The organism is Candidatus Pseudothioglobus sp. Uisw_041, assembly GCF_048087625.1.
Classification (GTDB): Bacteria; Pseudomonadota; Gammaproteobacteria; order PS1; family Pseudothioglobaceae; genus Pseudothioglobus.
In genome coordinates this window covers 252,206-267,924 of the sequence record NZ_CP159805.1, presented here as the reverse complement: position 1 = coordinate 267,924, position 15,719 = coordinate 252,206, and the positions used below count along the sequence as shown (strand labels likewise).

Sequence of the window (15,719 nt, the reverse complement as noted above, 5' to 3'; positions counted from 1 at the left end):
ATGAAAAAATCTTTAGCGATTATTGGAGCTGGTGCATGGGGAAGCGCTCTTGCAATTGCTCTAAGTGAAAAATTTGAAAAAATTTTTCTAATTACAAAAGATAAAGCAAACACTAAGGGACTAGGTAATCAGCATGAGACACTATCCGTACCGTTTAACTCTAACATCTCTATAGGCAATAGCTTTGAGGTTATCGAAGAATCGCAAGCCGTTCTTATTGCAACCCCAAGCTCATCATTTAATAGCGTACTTAAAAACCTCAGCCCTCATGTAAAAAGTAAACCCATTGCTTGGGTAACAAAAGGGTTTGATCCAGACAATGGACAACTTCTTCACGAATCGTTTAGTAAAAAATTTCCTAGTCATCATCCCTGCGCAATATCTGGACCAACTTTTGCTGCAGAAATTGTTGAAAAAAAACCTGCTGCCATAGTTGTTGCCTCTCAAGATAAAATGACAAGAGATTTTTGGGCTGAAACAATACAAACTAGTAATTTACGGGCTTATACAAATTCTGATATAGTTGGTGTTCAAGTTGGTGGCTCAGTAAAAAATATACTAGCAATAGCTGCCGGAATTGCAAATGGACTTGGTTTTGGTGCAAATACACAAGCCGCTCTGATTACAAGAGGCTTGGCCGAGATGACTCGACTAGGCGAAGCTCTAGGAGCAGATAAGGTTACTTTCCAAGGACTCTCTGGAATGGGTGATTTAGTTCTCACCTGCTCGGATGATTTGTCTAGAAATCGTCGTTTTGGTAAAGAACTGGCTAATAATATACCTACCGATAAAGCTCTAAAAAATATCAATGCTACAGTTGAAGGGTTTAAAGCTTTAGAGCTGGTAATTATGATTGCAAATAATCATCAAATCGAAATGCCAATTTGCGAACAAGTTCTTGCAGTAACTGAAGGTAGGACCACTCCCAGGGAGGCTGTTAATGAGCTCCTTTTAAGAAAGCCTAGCGAAGAGTAAACCAATTCAAATAAAACCCTTAAGTTCCTAAAAAATGAGCCTAATTAACAGAAAAATTTCTAGTACTGAAAATATTCAGAAGCAAGACTTACGTCTCCTGCTTCGATTAGCACCCTTTTTAAGACCTTATAAAAAAATTGCCTTAATTGCTATTATTGCGCTCATTTTTAGTTCGTTAGCATTTTTATTATTTGGACAAGGCATTAAATTATTTATAGATGAGGGGATTTATACCCTTGATAATAAGGCAATGCTACTCATTGCAGTAGTTTTAATCACTATGGTAGTAGCAACCTTTGTACGCTTTTACTTCGTCTCATGGATTGGCGAAAGAGTCAGTAATGATGTTCGCCTAGCAGTATTTAATCACTTACTTACTTTACACCCTCATTATTTTGAAGTAAACCGAAGCGGAGAAATAAATGCACGATTAACAACTGACACCACTTTGCTTCAATCTATTTTTGGTTTCTCAATATCAATGGCCCTGAGTAGCGTCCTTCTATTTTTTGGCGGACTCACAATGATGATTATTACCAATTTAAAACTTGCTATTATTGTTCTTGTTAGCGTCCCCATTATCCTTCTCCCTATGGCAATATATGGACGACGCTTAAGATCGCTTTCAAGAAAGAGTCAAGACACAGTTGCAGATATTGGAACCTATGCTGGAGAAATAGTACAAAACATTAAAGTAGTCCAAAGCTTTACTCGTGAGCCTGAAGAATCTCAAGCATTCAGCGAGGAAGTTGAAAAAGCTTTTACAGTTGCAAAAAAGCGAATAATGCAGAGCTCCCTGCTAATTGCAGCGGCAATGATTCTAGTTTTTACGGGTCTAGGCTCTATGATATGGGCTGGCGCTAAAGATGTTGCAAATGGACAAATCACAGCCGGCGAACTAGCAGCATTTGTTTTTTATGCAATCATGGTTGCAAGGTCCGTTGCTGTTATTTCAGAGATTTATGGGCAGTTGCAAAGAGCAGCTGGAGCAACAGAACGACTTCTTGAATTATTAGCAGAAAAATCACAGATTTTTGCCCCAGTTGCGCCTAGAAAATTAGATAATGGCGCCCTCTCTCTAAGCTTTAACAATGTTCACTTTAGCTACCCATCAAGACCAGAACAGTCAGCTCTTGAAGAACTTACGTTTAAAGTCAAGGAAGGTGAAACAGTTGCAATTGTTGGCCTCTCAGGTGCAGGCAAGACAACTATTTTTGAGCTACTACAAAGATTTTATGATCCATCTAGAGGCAGTATTGATGTTAGTGATATTAACCTAGTTGATCTCGATCCTAAGACTCTTCGTTCAAGTATTGGAGTAGTGCCGCAACAGCCAACATTGTTCTCAGCTGATGTCACGCATAATATTGGATATGGCAACCCAGCTGCAAATTTAAATCAAATAAAGGATGCTGCAAAAGAAGCCTATGCGTTAGAGTTTATAGAGCAGCTTCCGGATGGCTTTGGTAGCTATCTTGGTGAGCAAGGTGTTCGCTTATCAGGAGGCCAGCGTCAACGTATTGCTATAGCGAGAGCAATACTCAAAGACCCGTCGATTCTTCTTCTAGATGAAGCCACCAGCGCTCTAGATGCAGATAGTGAACAAAAAGTGCAGGACGCTTTAAAAGTCTTAATGGAGGGCAGAACTACATTGATAATTGCTCATAGACTTGCAACAATTATGCATGCAGATCGTATTTTACTGATCGATAAGGGTCGATTAATTGCTGAAGGGAGTCATCAAGATTTATTATCCAGCTCAAAGCTCTACAAGAAGCTTTGTGAGCTTCAATTTAACTTCTAGCACAGCCATATAATTTAAAGATCTATTGGGATATTAAAGACTAGTTATTATTTTTAAAATTAGAAAGATAAAACTGTGTTTTTACTGGATAATAATCTTAAATTTCAACTGTAAATTGATTAATTAATGGTCAATAAATATAGAAATATAAAAAAAATTCTAAAAAACCTCTGTCTTTTAGTCACGCTATTTTCAGTAAGTACTCTTGTTTCTTCAGCATCACTTTCATCGTTTAAGCCTAGTTTTGATTCCATTAAAAACACTGTTGTAAGAAAAGAAGTTTTTTTTAATTACCTTCTTCCAGCAATTCATAAAAAAAATGCTGAGATAATTCAGCTTAGAAATTCTATTTTGAATAATGAATTAAGCGTCAATGAACTCGAAAAATTAGCATCAAAGTATCGGGTCAAACATCCAGCTACTCAAGAAGAGTTATTAAAAGTTATTGATATTCTCCCCCCTTCCCTTGTTCTTGCTCAAGCAGCAAATGAGTCAAATTGGGGAAGATCAAGATTTGCCAAGGATTTTAATAATTATTTTGGAATCTGGTGTTTTTCTGAAGGTTGTGGAATAATTCCTAAAGAAAGAGATTTGAGCGCAAAGCATGAGGTTGCGAGCTTTAATTCCTTAGAAGAGTGCATAGATTACTATGTACTTAATATTAATCGAAGCTATGCCTATGAAGAGCTTCGACAGATAAGAGAAAAGCAGCGCAATGATATGCAGCCCATTAAAGGGATCGTTCTAGCAGAGGGTCTAGGTAATTATGCATTTCCTGGCATTGAATATATTGATTCAATTAAATCAGTTATCCAATTCAACCAACTGGGTCGTTACGACTATACAAACTAAGTCATTAGAAATTTAGGTATAAAAAAACCCGCGAGTAGCGGGTTTTTTGAATTAGATTTTGTTTGCAAGATTAACGTTTTGAGTACTGCTCACTCTTACGCGCCTTCTTCCTACCAACCTTCTTACGCTCAACTACACGTGCATCACGTGTCACTAGTCCAGCACTTCGTAATCCAGGACGAGTTGCCTCATCATAAGCCATCAAGGCTCTAGTAACTCCAAGTCTAATAGCACCAGCTTGACCTGTGTCACCACCACCTTTAACCATGATAGTAAAATCAAACTTGTTATGCATTTCAACCACATCTAGCGGTTGGTTGATAATCATTGAAGATGTCTCTCTACCGAAATATTCAGCCATAGGCTTTTTATTAACTGTAAAAATACCCTTACCTTTAGTCATGTAAACACGAGCAACTGATGTCTTTCTTCTTCCAGTTGCGTAAAACACTTCTTTATCTGCCATAATAATATGCCTTAAATATCCAATACTTGTGGTTGTTGAGATTGATGGGTATGTTCACTACCAGCAAAAACCTTCATTTTTCTAAACATTTCTCTGCCTAATGGGCCTTTTGGCAACATTCCTTTAACAGCTTTTTGAATAACTTCCTCAGGCTTTTTAGCAAGAAGATCTTTGAATGGAACTGATTTCAAATTACCAACATAGCCAGTATGGTGATGATACATCTTGTCATTAAATTTGTTTCCAGTAACAGTTATTTTAGCTGCATTCACTATCACAATATAATCGCCTGTATCAACATGAGGGGTAAATTCAGGCTTATGCTTACCACGAAGACGAGATGCAACTTCAGTTGCTAGACGCCCAAGAGTCTTGCCATCTGCATCTACTAAAAACCACTCTCTTTTCACTTCTTCAGCTTTCGCACTAAATGTTTTCATAACTCACTTCTATATGTCGGATCAGAATAATCGGACTATTATAATCACTTTTTATTCTTGATGTAAGTTTTCATATGGCAATGACATTAAATATCTATTCATAAAATGAGAAACAATTTCCGGACTATTTTGACATTAAATCAAGACTCTCATCATAAAGCTTAGTTTCAACGTCCATTAATCCCAATAAAGTGTGAAATAAATTGTCATGGGAGAGAGGAAGCTCTTCTTTTTTCTTTATTGACTCAACATCAAAAACCTTAGACATTGAATCATTTAGCCACATCACTGCTGGAACATCAATCTGCTCGTCTGGCGCCATAAAATATGGCATTCCATGTAAATAAAGACCGTTTTCTCCTAAAGACTCCCCGTGGTCACTAACATAAAACATTGCTGTATCTAGCTGTTGTGAATTTCTCTTTAAAAGCCCTATAACTTTTGAAAGAAAATAATCTGCATAAAGAATTGTATTGTCATAAGCATTACTAATTTCTTGATCATTACACTCGTTTAACTGGCTTGTTTTACATACAGGAACAAATACTTCAAATTCCTCTGGGTACCTCTTGTAATAAGCTGGACCATGACTCCCCATAGTGTGGAGAATAATCAACGTATCTTTATCATTTTGATCATCAATATAGCTTTGCATATTAACCAGCATCCCTTCATCTCTGCACTCAGGATTGCATATAGAATTTTGCTTTGATGTACGATAGTCTTTAAAAGCAATACGATCAGCGACACTCTTTGAACTGGAGTTATTTTCATACCAAATAACACTGGCACCTGCATGGCTTATTAAATCGAGAACATTACTCATATTTTTTCCCTTTGCATGAGAGTATTCATCCCGTCCTAATAAAGAAAACATGCATGGAACAGACCAAGCAGTATCAGTTCCACACGAAGTCAAATTCTTGAATGAGATGACCTCCTCTTTTTCCAAATAAGGGTTAGTTTGAAGGTCATAACCATTAATTGACATATGATCCCTTCTTACAGTCTCTCCTATGACAAAAACCACCAAACGCCTTTTGTCAGACTTCTTGTTAATTTGTGCATCGAGACCAATTACCTTAAAGGGAGCTGCAGAGGTCGTAATCTTTGAATCAATAAACTTAGCTGCAGAATATAAATAATATGTTGGATTGATGTAGAGTCTTAAATCACGATTCTCTCTTGCAAAAGATGTGTAATGCTTTGAAAATGACAAGACAACTACTACAAAAACAACTACCAAAACTATGAAATATTTAAGCCTCTGAAGAAATTGTGCATTTAACTTTAATTTTTTTAACTCAACTTTGAATACAATAAAGGAAGGTAGAAGCCCCAAAACTAGAAAATATAAAATTGATTTATAATTTACCAAGTCAAGAAATTCACTAGTATCTGTTTCAAATGTATTGGTTATCATGTTATGGTCAAATACAATGCCATAATTATTTGTACTGTAACTAACTAGTGATGAAGTTAATAGTAATAGAATTAAAATTGGCTTAGTTGACTTTTTATAGCAAATCAAAAGCAGTAAAGCAGCCAAGAAAGTAAATAAAAATAAAAATAAAGACCCTAAAAAAAACAAGTTCTCAAAAAGAGGATAAACCAGCAATGTTTTTTCGAAAAATGTAAAATTACCAGTTAACGTTAAAAAACCTGCAATAAGCAAAACTAGATGAATCTGAGATAATTTATAAGAAAAAAGTTTCATTTGTTTTGTTTACAAAAAAATATTATTATATTATCCATTAGATTAAAAAGGAAATAATGCTTAACTCACATATACACTTAGATTTTGATAATGTTAACTCCCCTTCTAGCTCTACAACTGGGGTTATTGTTCCATCAACTGGGAAAGATAACTGGGATAGCGTTATTGCTTGCTGCTCAGCAGACAATAATAGTCACTTTGCACTTGGAATTCATCCTTGGTTTATTGAAAATCATCAAATGATCGATTTATACAATCTTGAAGTTCGTATCGAGGAAGAAAAGCCAGTTGCGGTTGGTGAGTGCGGCCTTGATTATGTTAAAGTTAAAGATCAGAATACGCAGAGATTTATGTTTGATGAGCAGATATCTTTGGCAACTCGCTTTGATCTGCCTTTAATAATTCATTCAGTCCAAGCAACTGAAGATGTGACTGACTTACTCAAATCGCACTCTAAATCTCGAGGTGTAATTCACGCATATTCAGGCAGTATTCAACAAGCTGAAAATTTACTGAAAATTAATTTTTCGTTTGGTTTTGGTAATACATTAACCAATCCTCAAGCTTACAAACTGCACGATATTGTGAAGTTTTTACCAATTGAGTCTATTGTGATTGAAACTGATGACCATAAAAACCCTGATGAATTAATTCAGGTAGCTGAGAGAGTTGCAAGAATTAAAAAGCTCACTGTTGATGAGGTAATTGATCAGTGTGACCAAAATACACGTAATATTTTTAATATAGATTAATGTCAGGAAGTTGTGCACGTACTGAAATATTAGTTGGTCAACTAGGCCTAGCTCAATTAGCAGAATCACATGTTGTCATTGCTGGATTAGGCGGTGTTGGAGGAGCATGCGCTGAATCACTCTGCAGGGCAGGAATTGGAGAGTTGACTTTAATTGACTACGATACTATTTCAAATACGGATCTTAATCGTCAGGTAATTGCTCTGCATTCAACTTTAGGTGGCTCAAAAGTCAAAGTTCTTGCGCAGAGACTTAGAGATATTAACCCTGATACTGTAATCAATGAAAAAAACCTTTTTATTGATAGCAAGGAAGCAGAATCAATAGCCAAGAATGAAGATTTAAATTTTGTTGCGGACTGTATTGATGCAATTGCCTGTAAGACAAATTTAATTGATGCCTGTAATCGCTCAGGCAAACCAATAATTTCTAGCATGGGAGCTGGGGGTAGACTAGACCCAACCAAAGTTACAATCTCTAGAATGGATAAAACAGAATATTGTGGTCTTGCTAGAGAGCTAAGAAGACAACTCAGAAGTAAACACGCATCTTTAAAATTTCCAGTTGTTCATTCCACAGAGGTTCAAATAAAAGCCCTCCCACATGAAGATTTGGATAAAAACGAATTGTGTCCTCCAGGAAGACCAAGAGCGGTGAATGGAGCAATATCATATATGCCTAATATTTTTGGATTAATGATGGCAGGACACATCATCCAAACTATATTAAAATCATAGTCATTAGGATGTTGAGAAAATTATGGTAAGGACTGAAAGCCCAATTTGTGATTTTAATTTACCCGCAATTGAATTTGAGCTGAAGGGGGTTGATGGGAAGCTTTATGACCTAAATAGTCTTAAAGGATCCAATGGCTTACTAGTAATGTTTATCTGTAATCACTGCCCTTACGTCAAATCAATTATTGATCAAATAATTCTTGACACAAAAGAGCTTTCTGAATTAGGCATAAATAGTGTCGGCATAATGTCAAATGACCCTAATGAATATGAAGAAGATTCATTTGAAAATATGAAAAAAATTTCTTCCGATTTAAATTTTCCTTTTCCATATCTAATTGACGAAACGCAGGAAGTGGCAAAAGCATTTGGCGCTGTATGTACACCAGACTTTTTTGGTTATAACAAAAACCTTGGACTCCAATATCGTGGGAGACTTAATGAGTCAAGAAAAGAGTCAGTTGATGGAGCGAAAAGAGAGTTATTTGAAGCCATGAAAGAAATTGCAATTTCAGGAAATGGTCCTAGCAATCAGACTCCCTCAATGGGCTGCTCAATCAAATGGTTTTAATTTATTTTTATGATCTTCATGCTAGTGATAAATACTGGTTATAGATGTAAAATTTCAAATTAAGGTATAATACGCACCTTTTTACTCCCCCCACTTCACATGTCTGAACATGAATCAAGCGTAAATTTTAAAAGTTTTGGTCTTTCCGAGGCCTTAATAAAGGTGCTTGATGAAGTTGGTTATGAAACGCCTTCAGCAATTCAAGAGCAGTGTATACCTTACTTGCTAAATGGTCACGATGTTATTGGACAGGCGCAAACTGGTACTGGCAAAACAGCAGCATTTTCACTCCCATTAATTGATAGAATTGATATTAGTACTAATCAAGTTCAGCTTTTAGTGTTAACCCCGACAAGGGAGCTAGCAATCCAAGTTTCAGAGGCCATTCAAACCTATGCTAGGCATCTTAAAGGACTGCATGTACTTCCTATATATGGTGGACAGTCTTATGATATTCAGCTAAGGCCATTAAAAAGAGGAGTCCATGTTGTTGTAGGAACTCCTGGAAGAGTAATGGACCATATAAAAAAAGGTACCCTTAAGCTTGGCTCACTAAAAGCATTGGTGCTTGATGAGGCTGATGAAATGTTAAGAATGGGCTTTATTGATGATGTAAAGTGGGTAATGGAAAAGCTGCCGAAAGAACGTCAAATTGCACTTTTTTCAGCAACAATGCCTGACGTAATAAGAAGAGTTGCAGAAAAATTCTTAAACGATCCAAAAATAGTTAAGATAAAAACAAAAACTGCTACAGCACAAACAATTAGTCAAAGATATTGGCTGGTTAGTGGCGTTAATAAGTTAGATGCATTGACTCGAATCTTAGAAGTAGAAACATTTGATGCACTTTTAATATTTGTAAGAACAAAAACAGCAACAGTAGATTTGGCAGAAAAATTATCTGCAAGAGGTTTTTCATCTGAAGCGATTAATGGAGATATTGCTCAAAATCAAAGAGAGCGAACAATCCAGCAACTTAAAAAAGGGAAAATTGATATTCTAATTGCCACCGATGTAGCTGCTAGAGGATTGGATGTTGAGCGCATTTCTCATGTTGTGAATTATGATATTCCTCAAGACCCAGAGTCTTATGTTCACAGAATTGGAAGAACAGGTAGAGCAGGTAGGGAAGGAAAAGCAATACTATTTGTAGCGCCAAGAGAAAGAAGAATGCTTCAGACAATTGAAAGAATTACGCGTCAACCAATCACACCAATGCAGCTTCCTTCTGCCAAAATTATTAATGAGCAAAGGGTAACAAATTTTAAACAAAGAATAAGTGATACTCTTAATAATCAAGAGTTGGGAATCTTTGAAGAACTCATCCTAAGTTTCCAAAAAGAGCATGAAGTTGATGCTTTTAAAATAGCATCAGCATTAGCATTGATGGCGCAAGGTACAGAGCCATTACTTCTTAGTGAAAAGGAGTTAAGCCAAGGCTCATTTAAGGAAGGCAGTAAGGCTAAAATTTCTATTTCAGTTCATGCAGATCCGCTAAAAAATAACCCTTCAATTAAAATGCGAAGGTATAGGCTAGCTGTTGGTCATAAAGATAACATTAAGCCGGGTAACGTCTTGGGTGCAATAGCTAATGAGGCTGAAATTAGTAGTGAGTTTATTGGAGCAATCCAAATATTTCAAGACTTTACCACAATTGATCTTCCCGATGAAATGACAAAAGAAACGCTTGCTATTTTGAAAAAAACTAGGGTTTTTGATAAAAAACTTAATATTGAAGAGCTATCAGAAAAAAATAATACGACTTCTCCTCATCAAAAAAATGATGATTTTAAAAGAAATTCTTCAAGAAGGGGTGGTGAAAGAAAGTTTGAGAGAAAGCCAAGAGGCAAAGGTGGAGATAGGCCTAATAGACATAAAGATAAGAAATTCTCACGAGGCAAGCCAAAAAGAAAAGATTAATTGCTACTAATTACAAGCAAATAGGCGTATTTAAGGCAAAAATATAGGTTAAAATCACATTGCTGGTTAAAATACAGCTAATTTAATAGTGTGTTGTTGCTTCGTAGTAAGTCGGTTTCACAGTAATTTGGGTTGGTTGCGTCTTTTCCATGTTTTATTTATTTTTAGGAGACGGAATGTCTACAACAACAGGACGCGTTAAATGGTTTGACGCAAAAAAAGGTTTTGGTTTTATTGAGCAAGAAAGTGGTGATGATGTGTTCGTTCACTTCAGAGCAATCCAAGGTGATGGTTACAAATCACTAGAAGAAGGTCAAGAAGTTGAATTTGAACTTGAAGATGGTGCCAAAGGACCTCAAGCTGCCAACGTAGTACCAAAATAATTTAAGAATTATTTAATGAAAACCCAGCCTAAGTGCTGGGTTTTTTATTGCCTGTCTTAAATCAAATTGCTTTCATTTAATCTTGTATCGTTTAAAACCTCTATGACCTCATTTTTTTAATCAAAATAATATCTCTTTCAATTACAAGTATTTGTTACATATATAATTAATCCAAAAAAACAATCTATGAAAACATTCTATTGGTACGATTATGAAACTTTTGGATTATCGCCAAAAGTTCAAAGAATTGCACAGTTTGCTGGCATTAGAACTGATGAAAATCTTAATATTCTTGAAGAACATATGTTCTACTGTAAACCAACCCATGATTCCTTGCCTGCGCCTGAGGCATGTGCAGTCACAGGTATAACACCACAATTATGTGAGAAAAAAGGATTAATAGAGCATGAGTTTATCAAAAAGATACATCAAGAATTTTCAAAACCTGAGACCTGCATTGTTGGTTACAACTCTATAGCATTTGATGATGAATTTACAAGGCACACTCTATTTAGAAATTTCATAGACCCATATTCTTGGCATTGGCAAAATGGTAACGCAAGATGGGATATTCTCAATGTTGCACGTTTCTGTTATGCTCACAAAGAAGAGGGGAGCCTTAAGTGGGTTAAAAATGATAAGAATAGGCCAATTTTCAAACTGGATACACTTGCGCCTGCAAATAACATTGAGCATACTAATGCGCATGATGCTATGGCTGATGTAAGAGCCACAATTGGGATTGCAGCTATTATTAAAAAAAGTCAGCCAAAGTTTTTTGATTATGCCCTTAGCTTAAACGATAAAAAAGAAGTTAGCAGACAAGTTCGTTTGCTTCATCCAATGCTTTTAACAAGCTCACCCTTTGGCTATAAATCATCTTTTACTCGATTAGTAACTGCAATATGTTATCACCCCGATTATTCAGATCGCGCAATCGTCTTTAATCTTAATCAGGATCCTGAAATTCTAATGGAGCTTGAGATTGATGAATTGAAAACACTCACATTTTCTAAAAAAACAGACCTCCCAAAAGGGATCAATAAATTAGAGCTAAATGAACTAGTTTTTAATAAAAGTCCGATGTTTGTATGTAGTCCAAATTCAACTAGCTTTAAGTTGTCTCCAGCCCTTGTGGAGAAGTTTAATTTAAATATGGAGAATTGTTTAAAAAATTTACTTTACATTCAAAACAACATAAAAAAAATTGAAGAAAAGGTCCAATCGATTTATAATGACAAAGGGGAAAGAGAGCCAAGTAATGATGTTGATCAATCTCTATATGATGGCTTTATTAGTAATAATGATAGAGCTATATGCAATCAAATTCAAAGCCTTTCAGAAGAGGAAATAAAGCACTTTGAACCAAATTTTGAAGATAGGAGGCTCACAAAATTATTCCTGAACTTTAAAGCTAGAAACTATCCCCAATTATTAAATGAATTTGAACAGGAGCAGTGGTTTGAAATTGTTCAATCACGAGTGCAAAATGGTGAGAATGGCTTCTTATCAATTGATAATTTTGAGCGCAGCTTATTTAACTTACAAGAAAAATCTCCTGAGAAACAAAATTTATGGAGAGATCTTGAGAACTATGCACAGACATTTCTATAATCAAAATACCTTGCTATTGAAAAATAAGCAAAGTTTAAGTATAATATTCGACCTTAGTTTAACGAAAAAAGGTTCAAATGAACGCAGAAACTAGAAGTGAAATGTTTGCTAGGCTTTTAAAGCAAATTCCAAACCCGACAACTGAACTGAACTACTCAACATCATTTGAATTATTAGTGGCTGTGACATTATCAGCGCAAGCAACTGATAAAAGTGTAAACCAAGTTACTGATATCTTATTCCCTCTTGCAAATACTCCTGAAAGCATTTTTGAGCTAGGTGAGGATACGCTTAGAGACACAATTAAGTCGATTGGCTTATTTAATTCAAAAGCAAAACACATTATTCAAACATGCAGGATACTAATAGATAAATATAGCTCAAATGTTCCTGAAACTCGAAAAGAATTAGAGGCGCTTCCTGGAGTGGGCCGCAAGACTGCAAATGTAGTTCTTAATACAGCATTTGGACAACCAACTATTGCAGTTGATACTCACATATATAGAGTAGCCAATAGAACAGCAATAGCCTCAGGAAAAACAGTTCTAGAAGTTGAAAAGAAACTAATTAAGTTCATACCTGATGAATTTAAAGTCCCAGCTCATCATTTAATGATTCTTCATGGAAGATACGTCTGTAAGGCGAGATCACCACATTGCACAGAGTGTAAGCTTTTAGACTTATGTGAGTATGAAGAGAAAAACCTTTAAGATCTAACGAACTATAGTGTTCTCAAAAGATAGATCTAAACAAAGAGAATTTCTAGCCAGCTCATGGCAAAAACATATCAATGGCGAAATACTAGAGCCTCTTGAGCTTCAGCTTGCGTTGATAGTTCAGAAGCATCCAGAGTATCATGCTCTCATTAATGATATAAATTTAGAGTATTTCCCAGAGCAAGGAAAAACAAATCCATTCCTTCACATAAATCTTCATTTAGCTCTTCAAGATCAGCTCACACTTGATCAGCCGATTGGAATTAATGATATACACAAAAAACTTATTGCAAAGCATAGTGACACGCATGAAGTTGAACATCTGATGATGGAATGTATAGCCGAAATGATATTCAATTCTCAAAAGAATAACACTACTTTAGATCAAGGTAATTATTTAGTCAATCTAAAAAAACTAATCAAAAGCTAATTTACTATGACCAATTAGTAAAGTTTTTAAGTAGTTGCAGCCCATCACTTTGTGACTTTTCTGGATGGAATTGCACGGCAAAGAGTTGATCGATTGCAATTGCAGATGTAAAAGTATGTCCATAATCTGTCGTTCCGGCAACACAACTTTCATCGACCTCTTCTACATAATAACTGTGCACACTATAAAAGCGACTGTTATTGTCAATTTTATGCCATAGTGGGTGATTCTTTACTTGATTTACTCTATTCCAACCCATATGTGGTATTTTAAGATCACTATTTTGAAATTTTATGACTTTTCCTGGAACTATTGAAAGCCCTTCAGTTGTATTATTTTCTTCACTATAGTCAAATAATAATTGCAAACCAAGGCATATTCCAAGAAATGGTTTTGATTTCGAAGCTAATTTAACTTCATCAATTAGTTCATTTGAAGCAAGAGCGCTCATGCACGAACCCATCGCCCCTTGTCCTGGAAAAACAACACGGTCAGAATCTCTTATGACTTTTGGATTATTAGTAAGAAGGCACTTATCATTTGGCGCCACATGCTCAATAGCTTTTTGAACAGAACGTACATTTCCCATTCCATAGTCAACAATTGCAATTGTTTGCATGTTGCTCTTCCTAATTGTCTTCTAAAGTGAGCCCTTGGTCGAAGGGATTGTATTTGCTTGCCTCTCATCTGGAGTCACAGCCATTCGAAGCGCTCTTCCAAAAGCTTTGAAAACAGTTTCTGCTTGGTGATGAGAATTTATGCCTTTCAAATTATCAATATGGAGAGTAACTAGGGCATGATTTACAAAACCCTGGAAGAATTCTCTAATTAAATCTAAATCAAATGTACCTACCCTATCTCTTGTAAATTTAACCCCAAGATCCAGCCCAGGTCGGCCAGATAAATCTATAACTACTCTTGATAATGCCTCATCTAAAGGAACATAGGCATGGCCATAACGCGTCAATCCTTTTTTATCACCTACAGCATCAAAGAACGCTTGTCCAAAAGTTATTCCAACATCTTCAACCGTATGATGATCGTCTATTTCATTATCACCATCACATTTAATTGAAATATCCATTAACCCATGGCGAGCAATTTGGTCTAGCATGTGATCTAAAAATGGAACGCCTGTTTCAATCTCAGCTTTTCCACTTCCATATAGCTCTAGACTAACGGCTATGTCAGTTTCATTTGTCTTACGTTCTTTAGTAATCATAATTTGATTTTATCTTAAGCAATATAGTCTCTGATGAGTATTTCAGCTATTTGAATACTATTAAGAGCAGCCCCTTTTCTAATATTATCTGACACAACCCATAAATTTAAACCTTTATCATGACTGATATCTTCCCTAATTCTGCTTACATATGTAGCGTCAGTATTGGTTGCTTCAACAAAAGGTGTTGCATATCCACCATCTTTTCTTTCGTCCATAACAATGACACCTTCTGCTTTTTCAAGTAAGTTTCGAGCATCAATCGCAGTAATTTTTTCTTTAGTCTCGATATGAACAGCTTCTGAATGGCCATATACTACTGGAATCCTTACAGCAGTAGGATTAACAAGAAGGTTATCATCCTCAAATATTTTTTGAGTCTCCCAAACCATTTTCATTTCCTCTCTTGTATATCCATTATCTTGAAATGTATCAATATGTGGAATAGCATTAAAAGCAATTTGTTTGGTATAAACATCTACCTCTACATCATTACCATTTAATAAATTAGCAGTTTGATTAGTAAGCTCAGTAATCGCTTCTTTTCCACTTCCAGAGACCGCTTGGTATGTTGCAACATTAATTCTAGAGATTCCAACAGCATCATATATCGGCTTTAAAGCAACGAGCATCTGAATTGTTGAACAGTTTGGATTAGAAATAATATTTCGATTAGTGTAATTAGCTATCGCGTGAGGATTAACCTCTGGAACAACCAGCGGAATGTCATCATCCCTTCTAAAGTGAGATGTGTTATCAATTACAATGCACCCTTGTGCAGCAGCAATTGGCGCATATTTTTCTGAAATATCGCCGCCAGCAGAAAATATACCTATTTGAACTTTAGAAAAATCAAAAGTATCTAGATCCCCAACAATCCATGACTTTCCTTGGCATGAAACCTTGCTTCCAGCGGAGCGTTTGGATGCTAGTGGGTACAAATTTTCAATAGGAAATTTTCTTTGATCAAGAATTGAGATCAATGTTTCCCCAACCGCACCAGTTGCGCCAACGATAGCAATGTTATATTTTTTGCTCATAATAATTTGAAGAAACTAAAAAAACTATAGATTATACGAAGGACTGGGACTAATATTCATAAATATATTCAATACTTTAG

The 15,719-nt window shown here is 35.7% G+C and carries 17 protein-coding genes; 11 read left to right on the top strand and 6 right to left on the bottom strand.

All coding sequences use genetic code 11. The features are described from left to right. The 3 genes from ABXT44_RS01355 (at position 1) to ABXT44_RS01345 (ending at position 3,631) form a co-directional block, all read left to right on the top strand. A complete protein-coding gene (locus tag ABXT44_RS01355; RefSeq protein ID WP_416687472.1) occupies positions 1 to 975 on the top strand; it encodes an NAD(P)H-dependent glycerol-3-phosphate dehydrogenase in 975 nt (324 codons plus the stop codon). 34 nt (positions 976 to 1,009) lie between these two features. Further along, positions 1,010 to 2,779 (top strand): ABC transporter transmembrane domain-containing protein, encoded by a 1,770-nt coding sequence (locus tag ABXT44_RS01350; RefSeq protein WP_416687469.1) that lies wholly within the window; start codon positions 1,010 to 1,012, stop codon positions 2,777 to 2,779. 126 nt (positions 2,780 to 2,905) lie between these two features. Beyond that, positions 2,906 to 3,631: a glucosaminidase domain-containing protein gene (locus tag ABXT44_RS01345; RefSeq protein WP_416687468.1), complete on the top strand. Its 726-nt coding sequence runs from the start codon at positions 2,906 to 2,908 to the stop codon at positions 3,629 to 3,631. Positions 3,632 to 3,701: 70 nt separating this feature from the next. On the opposite strand, the gene rpsI is transcribed toward ABXT44_RS01345, so the two are convergent. The 3 genes from rpsI to ABXT44_RS01330 all read right to left on the bottom strand — a co-directional run bounded on the left by rpsI (position 3,702) and on the right by ABXT44_RS01330 (position 6,254). Beyond that, on the bottom strand, positions 3,702 to 4,097 hold the full coding sequence (rpsI, locus tag ABXT44_RS01340; RefSeq protein ID WP_416687466.1) for a 30S ribosomal protein S9: 396 nt from the start codon (positions 4,095 to 4,097) through the stop codon (positions 3,702 to 3,704). 11 nt (positions 4,098 to 4,108) lie between these two features. Continuing rightward, positions 4,109 to 4,537, bottom strand: coding sequence for a 50S ribosomal protein L13 (rplM, locus tag ABXT44_RS01335; RefSeq protein WP_271541310.1), 429 nt, complete (start codon positions 4,535 to 4,537; stop codon positions 4,109 to 4,111). A 124-nt stretch (positions 4,538 to 4,661) separates the two neighbouring features. Next, complete coding sequence (locus ABXT44_RS01330) at positions 4,662 to 6,254, bottom strand: phosphoethanolamine transferase (RefSeq protein ID WP_416687463.1); 1,593 nt, start codon at positions 6,252 to 6,254, stop codon at positions 4,662 to 4,664. Between the two features lie 56 nt (positions 6,255 to 6,310). On the opposite strand from ABXT44_RS01330, the gene ABXT44_RS01325 reads away from it, so the two are divergent. The 8 genes from ABXT44_RS01325 to ABXT44_RS01290 all read left to right on the top strand — a co-directional run bounded on the left by ABXT44_RS01325 (position 6,311) and on the right by ABXT44_RS01290 (position 13,377). Then, a complete protein-coding gene (locus tag ABXT44_RS01325) occupies positions 6,311 to 7,006 on the top strand; it encodes a TatD family hydrolase (RefSeq protein WP_416678482.1) in 696 nt (231 codons plus the stop codon). After that, on the top strand, positions 7,006 to 7,743 hold the full coding sequence (locus tag ABXT44_RS01320; protein ID WP_271541305.1) for a tRNA threonylcarbamoyladenosine dehydratase: 738 nt from the start codon (positions 7,006 to 7,008) through the stop codon (positions 7,741 to 7,743). The genes ABXT44_RS01325 and ABXT44_RS01320 overlap by 1 nt, the downstream gene beginning before the upstream one ends. 22 nt (positions 7,744 to 7,765) lie before the next feature. Next, complete coding sequence (locus ABXT44_RS01315; protein ID WP_416687461.1) at positions 7,766 to 8,314, top strand: thioredoxin family protein; 549 nt, start codon at positions 7,766 to 7,768, stop codon at positions 8,312 to 8,314. A gap of 99 nt (positions 8,315 to 8,413) precedes the next feature. Then, positions 8,414 to 10,234 carry a DEAD/DEAH box helicase gene (locus ABXT44_RS01310; RefSeq protein ID WP_416678476.1) on the top strand — a complete coding sequence of 607 codons (1,821 nt, stop codon included), beginning with the start codon at positions 8,414 to 8,416 and terminating at the stop codon, positions 10,232 to 10,234. A 176-nt stretch (positions 10,235 to 10,410) separates the two neighbouring features. Beyond that, complete coding sequence (locus ABXT44_RS01305) at positions 10,411 to 10,617, top strand: cold-shock protein (protein WP_114114942.1); 207 nt, start codon at positions 10,411 to 10,413, stop codon at positions 10,615 to 10,617. Between the two features lie 186 nt (positions 10,618 to 10,803). Continuing rightward, positions 10,804 to 12,231 carry an exodeoxyribonuclease I gene (sbcB, locus tag ABXT44_RS01300; RefSeq protein ID WP_416687458.1) on the top strand — a complete coding sequence of 476 codons (1,428 nt, stop codon included), beginning with the start codon at positions 10,804 to 10,806 and terminating at the stop codon, positions 12,229 to 12,231. A 77-nt stretch (positions 12,232 to 12,308) separates the two neighbouring features. Next, positions 12,309 to 12,941, top strand: a complete 633-nt coding sequence (nth, locus tag ABXT44_RS01295) for an endonuclease III (protein WP_416678472.1) — start codon at positions 12,309 to 12,311, stop codon at positions 12,939 to 12,941. Positions 12,942 to 12,957: 16 nt separating this feature from the next. Next, complete coding sequence (locus ABXT44_RS01290; protein WP_416687456.1) at positions 12,958 to 13,377, top strand: DUF1841 family protein; 420 nt, start codon at positions 12,958 to 12,960, stop codon at positions 13,375 to 13,377. Between the two features lie 4 nt (positions 13,378 to 13,381). Here ABXT44_RS01290 and hisH read toward each other — a convergent pair whose 3' ends face one another. From hisH to ABXT44_RS01275, 3 genes are read right to left on the bottom strand one after another with little or no spacing between them, the layout of a single operon-like run. After that, positions 13,382 to 13,996, bottom strand: coding sequence for an imidazole glycerol phosphate synthase subunit HisH (hisH, locus tag ABXT44_RS01285; protein ID WP_416687452.1), 615 nt, complete (start codon positions 13,994 to 13,996; stop codon positions 13,382 to 13,384). 21 nt (positions 13,997 to 14,017) lie between these two features. Beyond that, positions 14,018 to 14,599, bottom strand: a complete 582-nt coding sequence (gene hisB / locus ABXT44_RS01280) for an imidazoleglycerol-phosphate dehydratase HisB (RefSeq protein WP_271541288.1) — start codon at positions 14,597 to 14,599, stop codon at positions 14,018 to 14,020. Between the two features lie 14 nt (positions 14,600 to 14,613). After that, positions 14,614 to 15,639 (bottom strand): aspartate-semialdehyde dehydrogenase, encoded by a 1,026-nt coding sequence (locus ABXT44_RS01275; protein WP_416687449.1) that lies wholly within the window; start codon positions 15,637 to 15,639, stop codon positions 14,614 to 14,616. Positions 15,640 to 15,719: the final 80 nt, after the last annotated feature.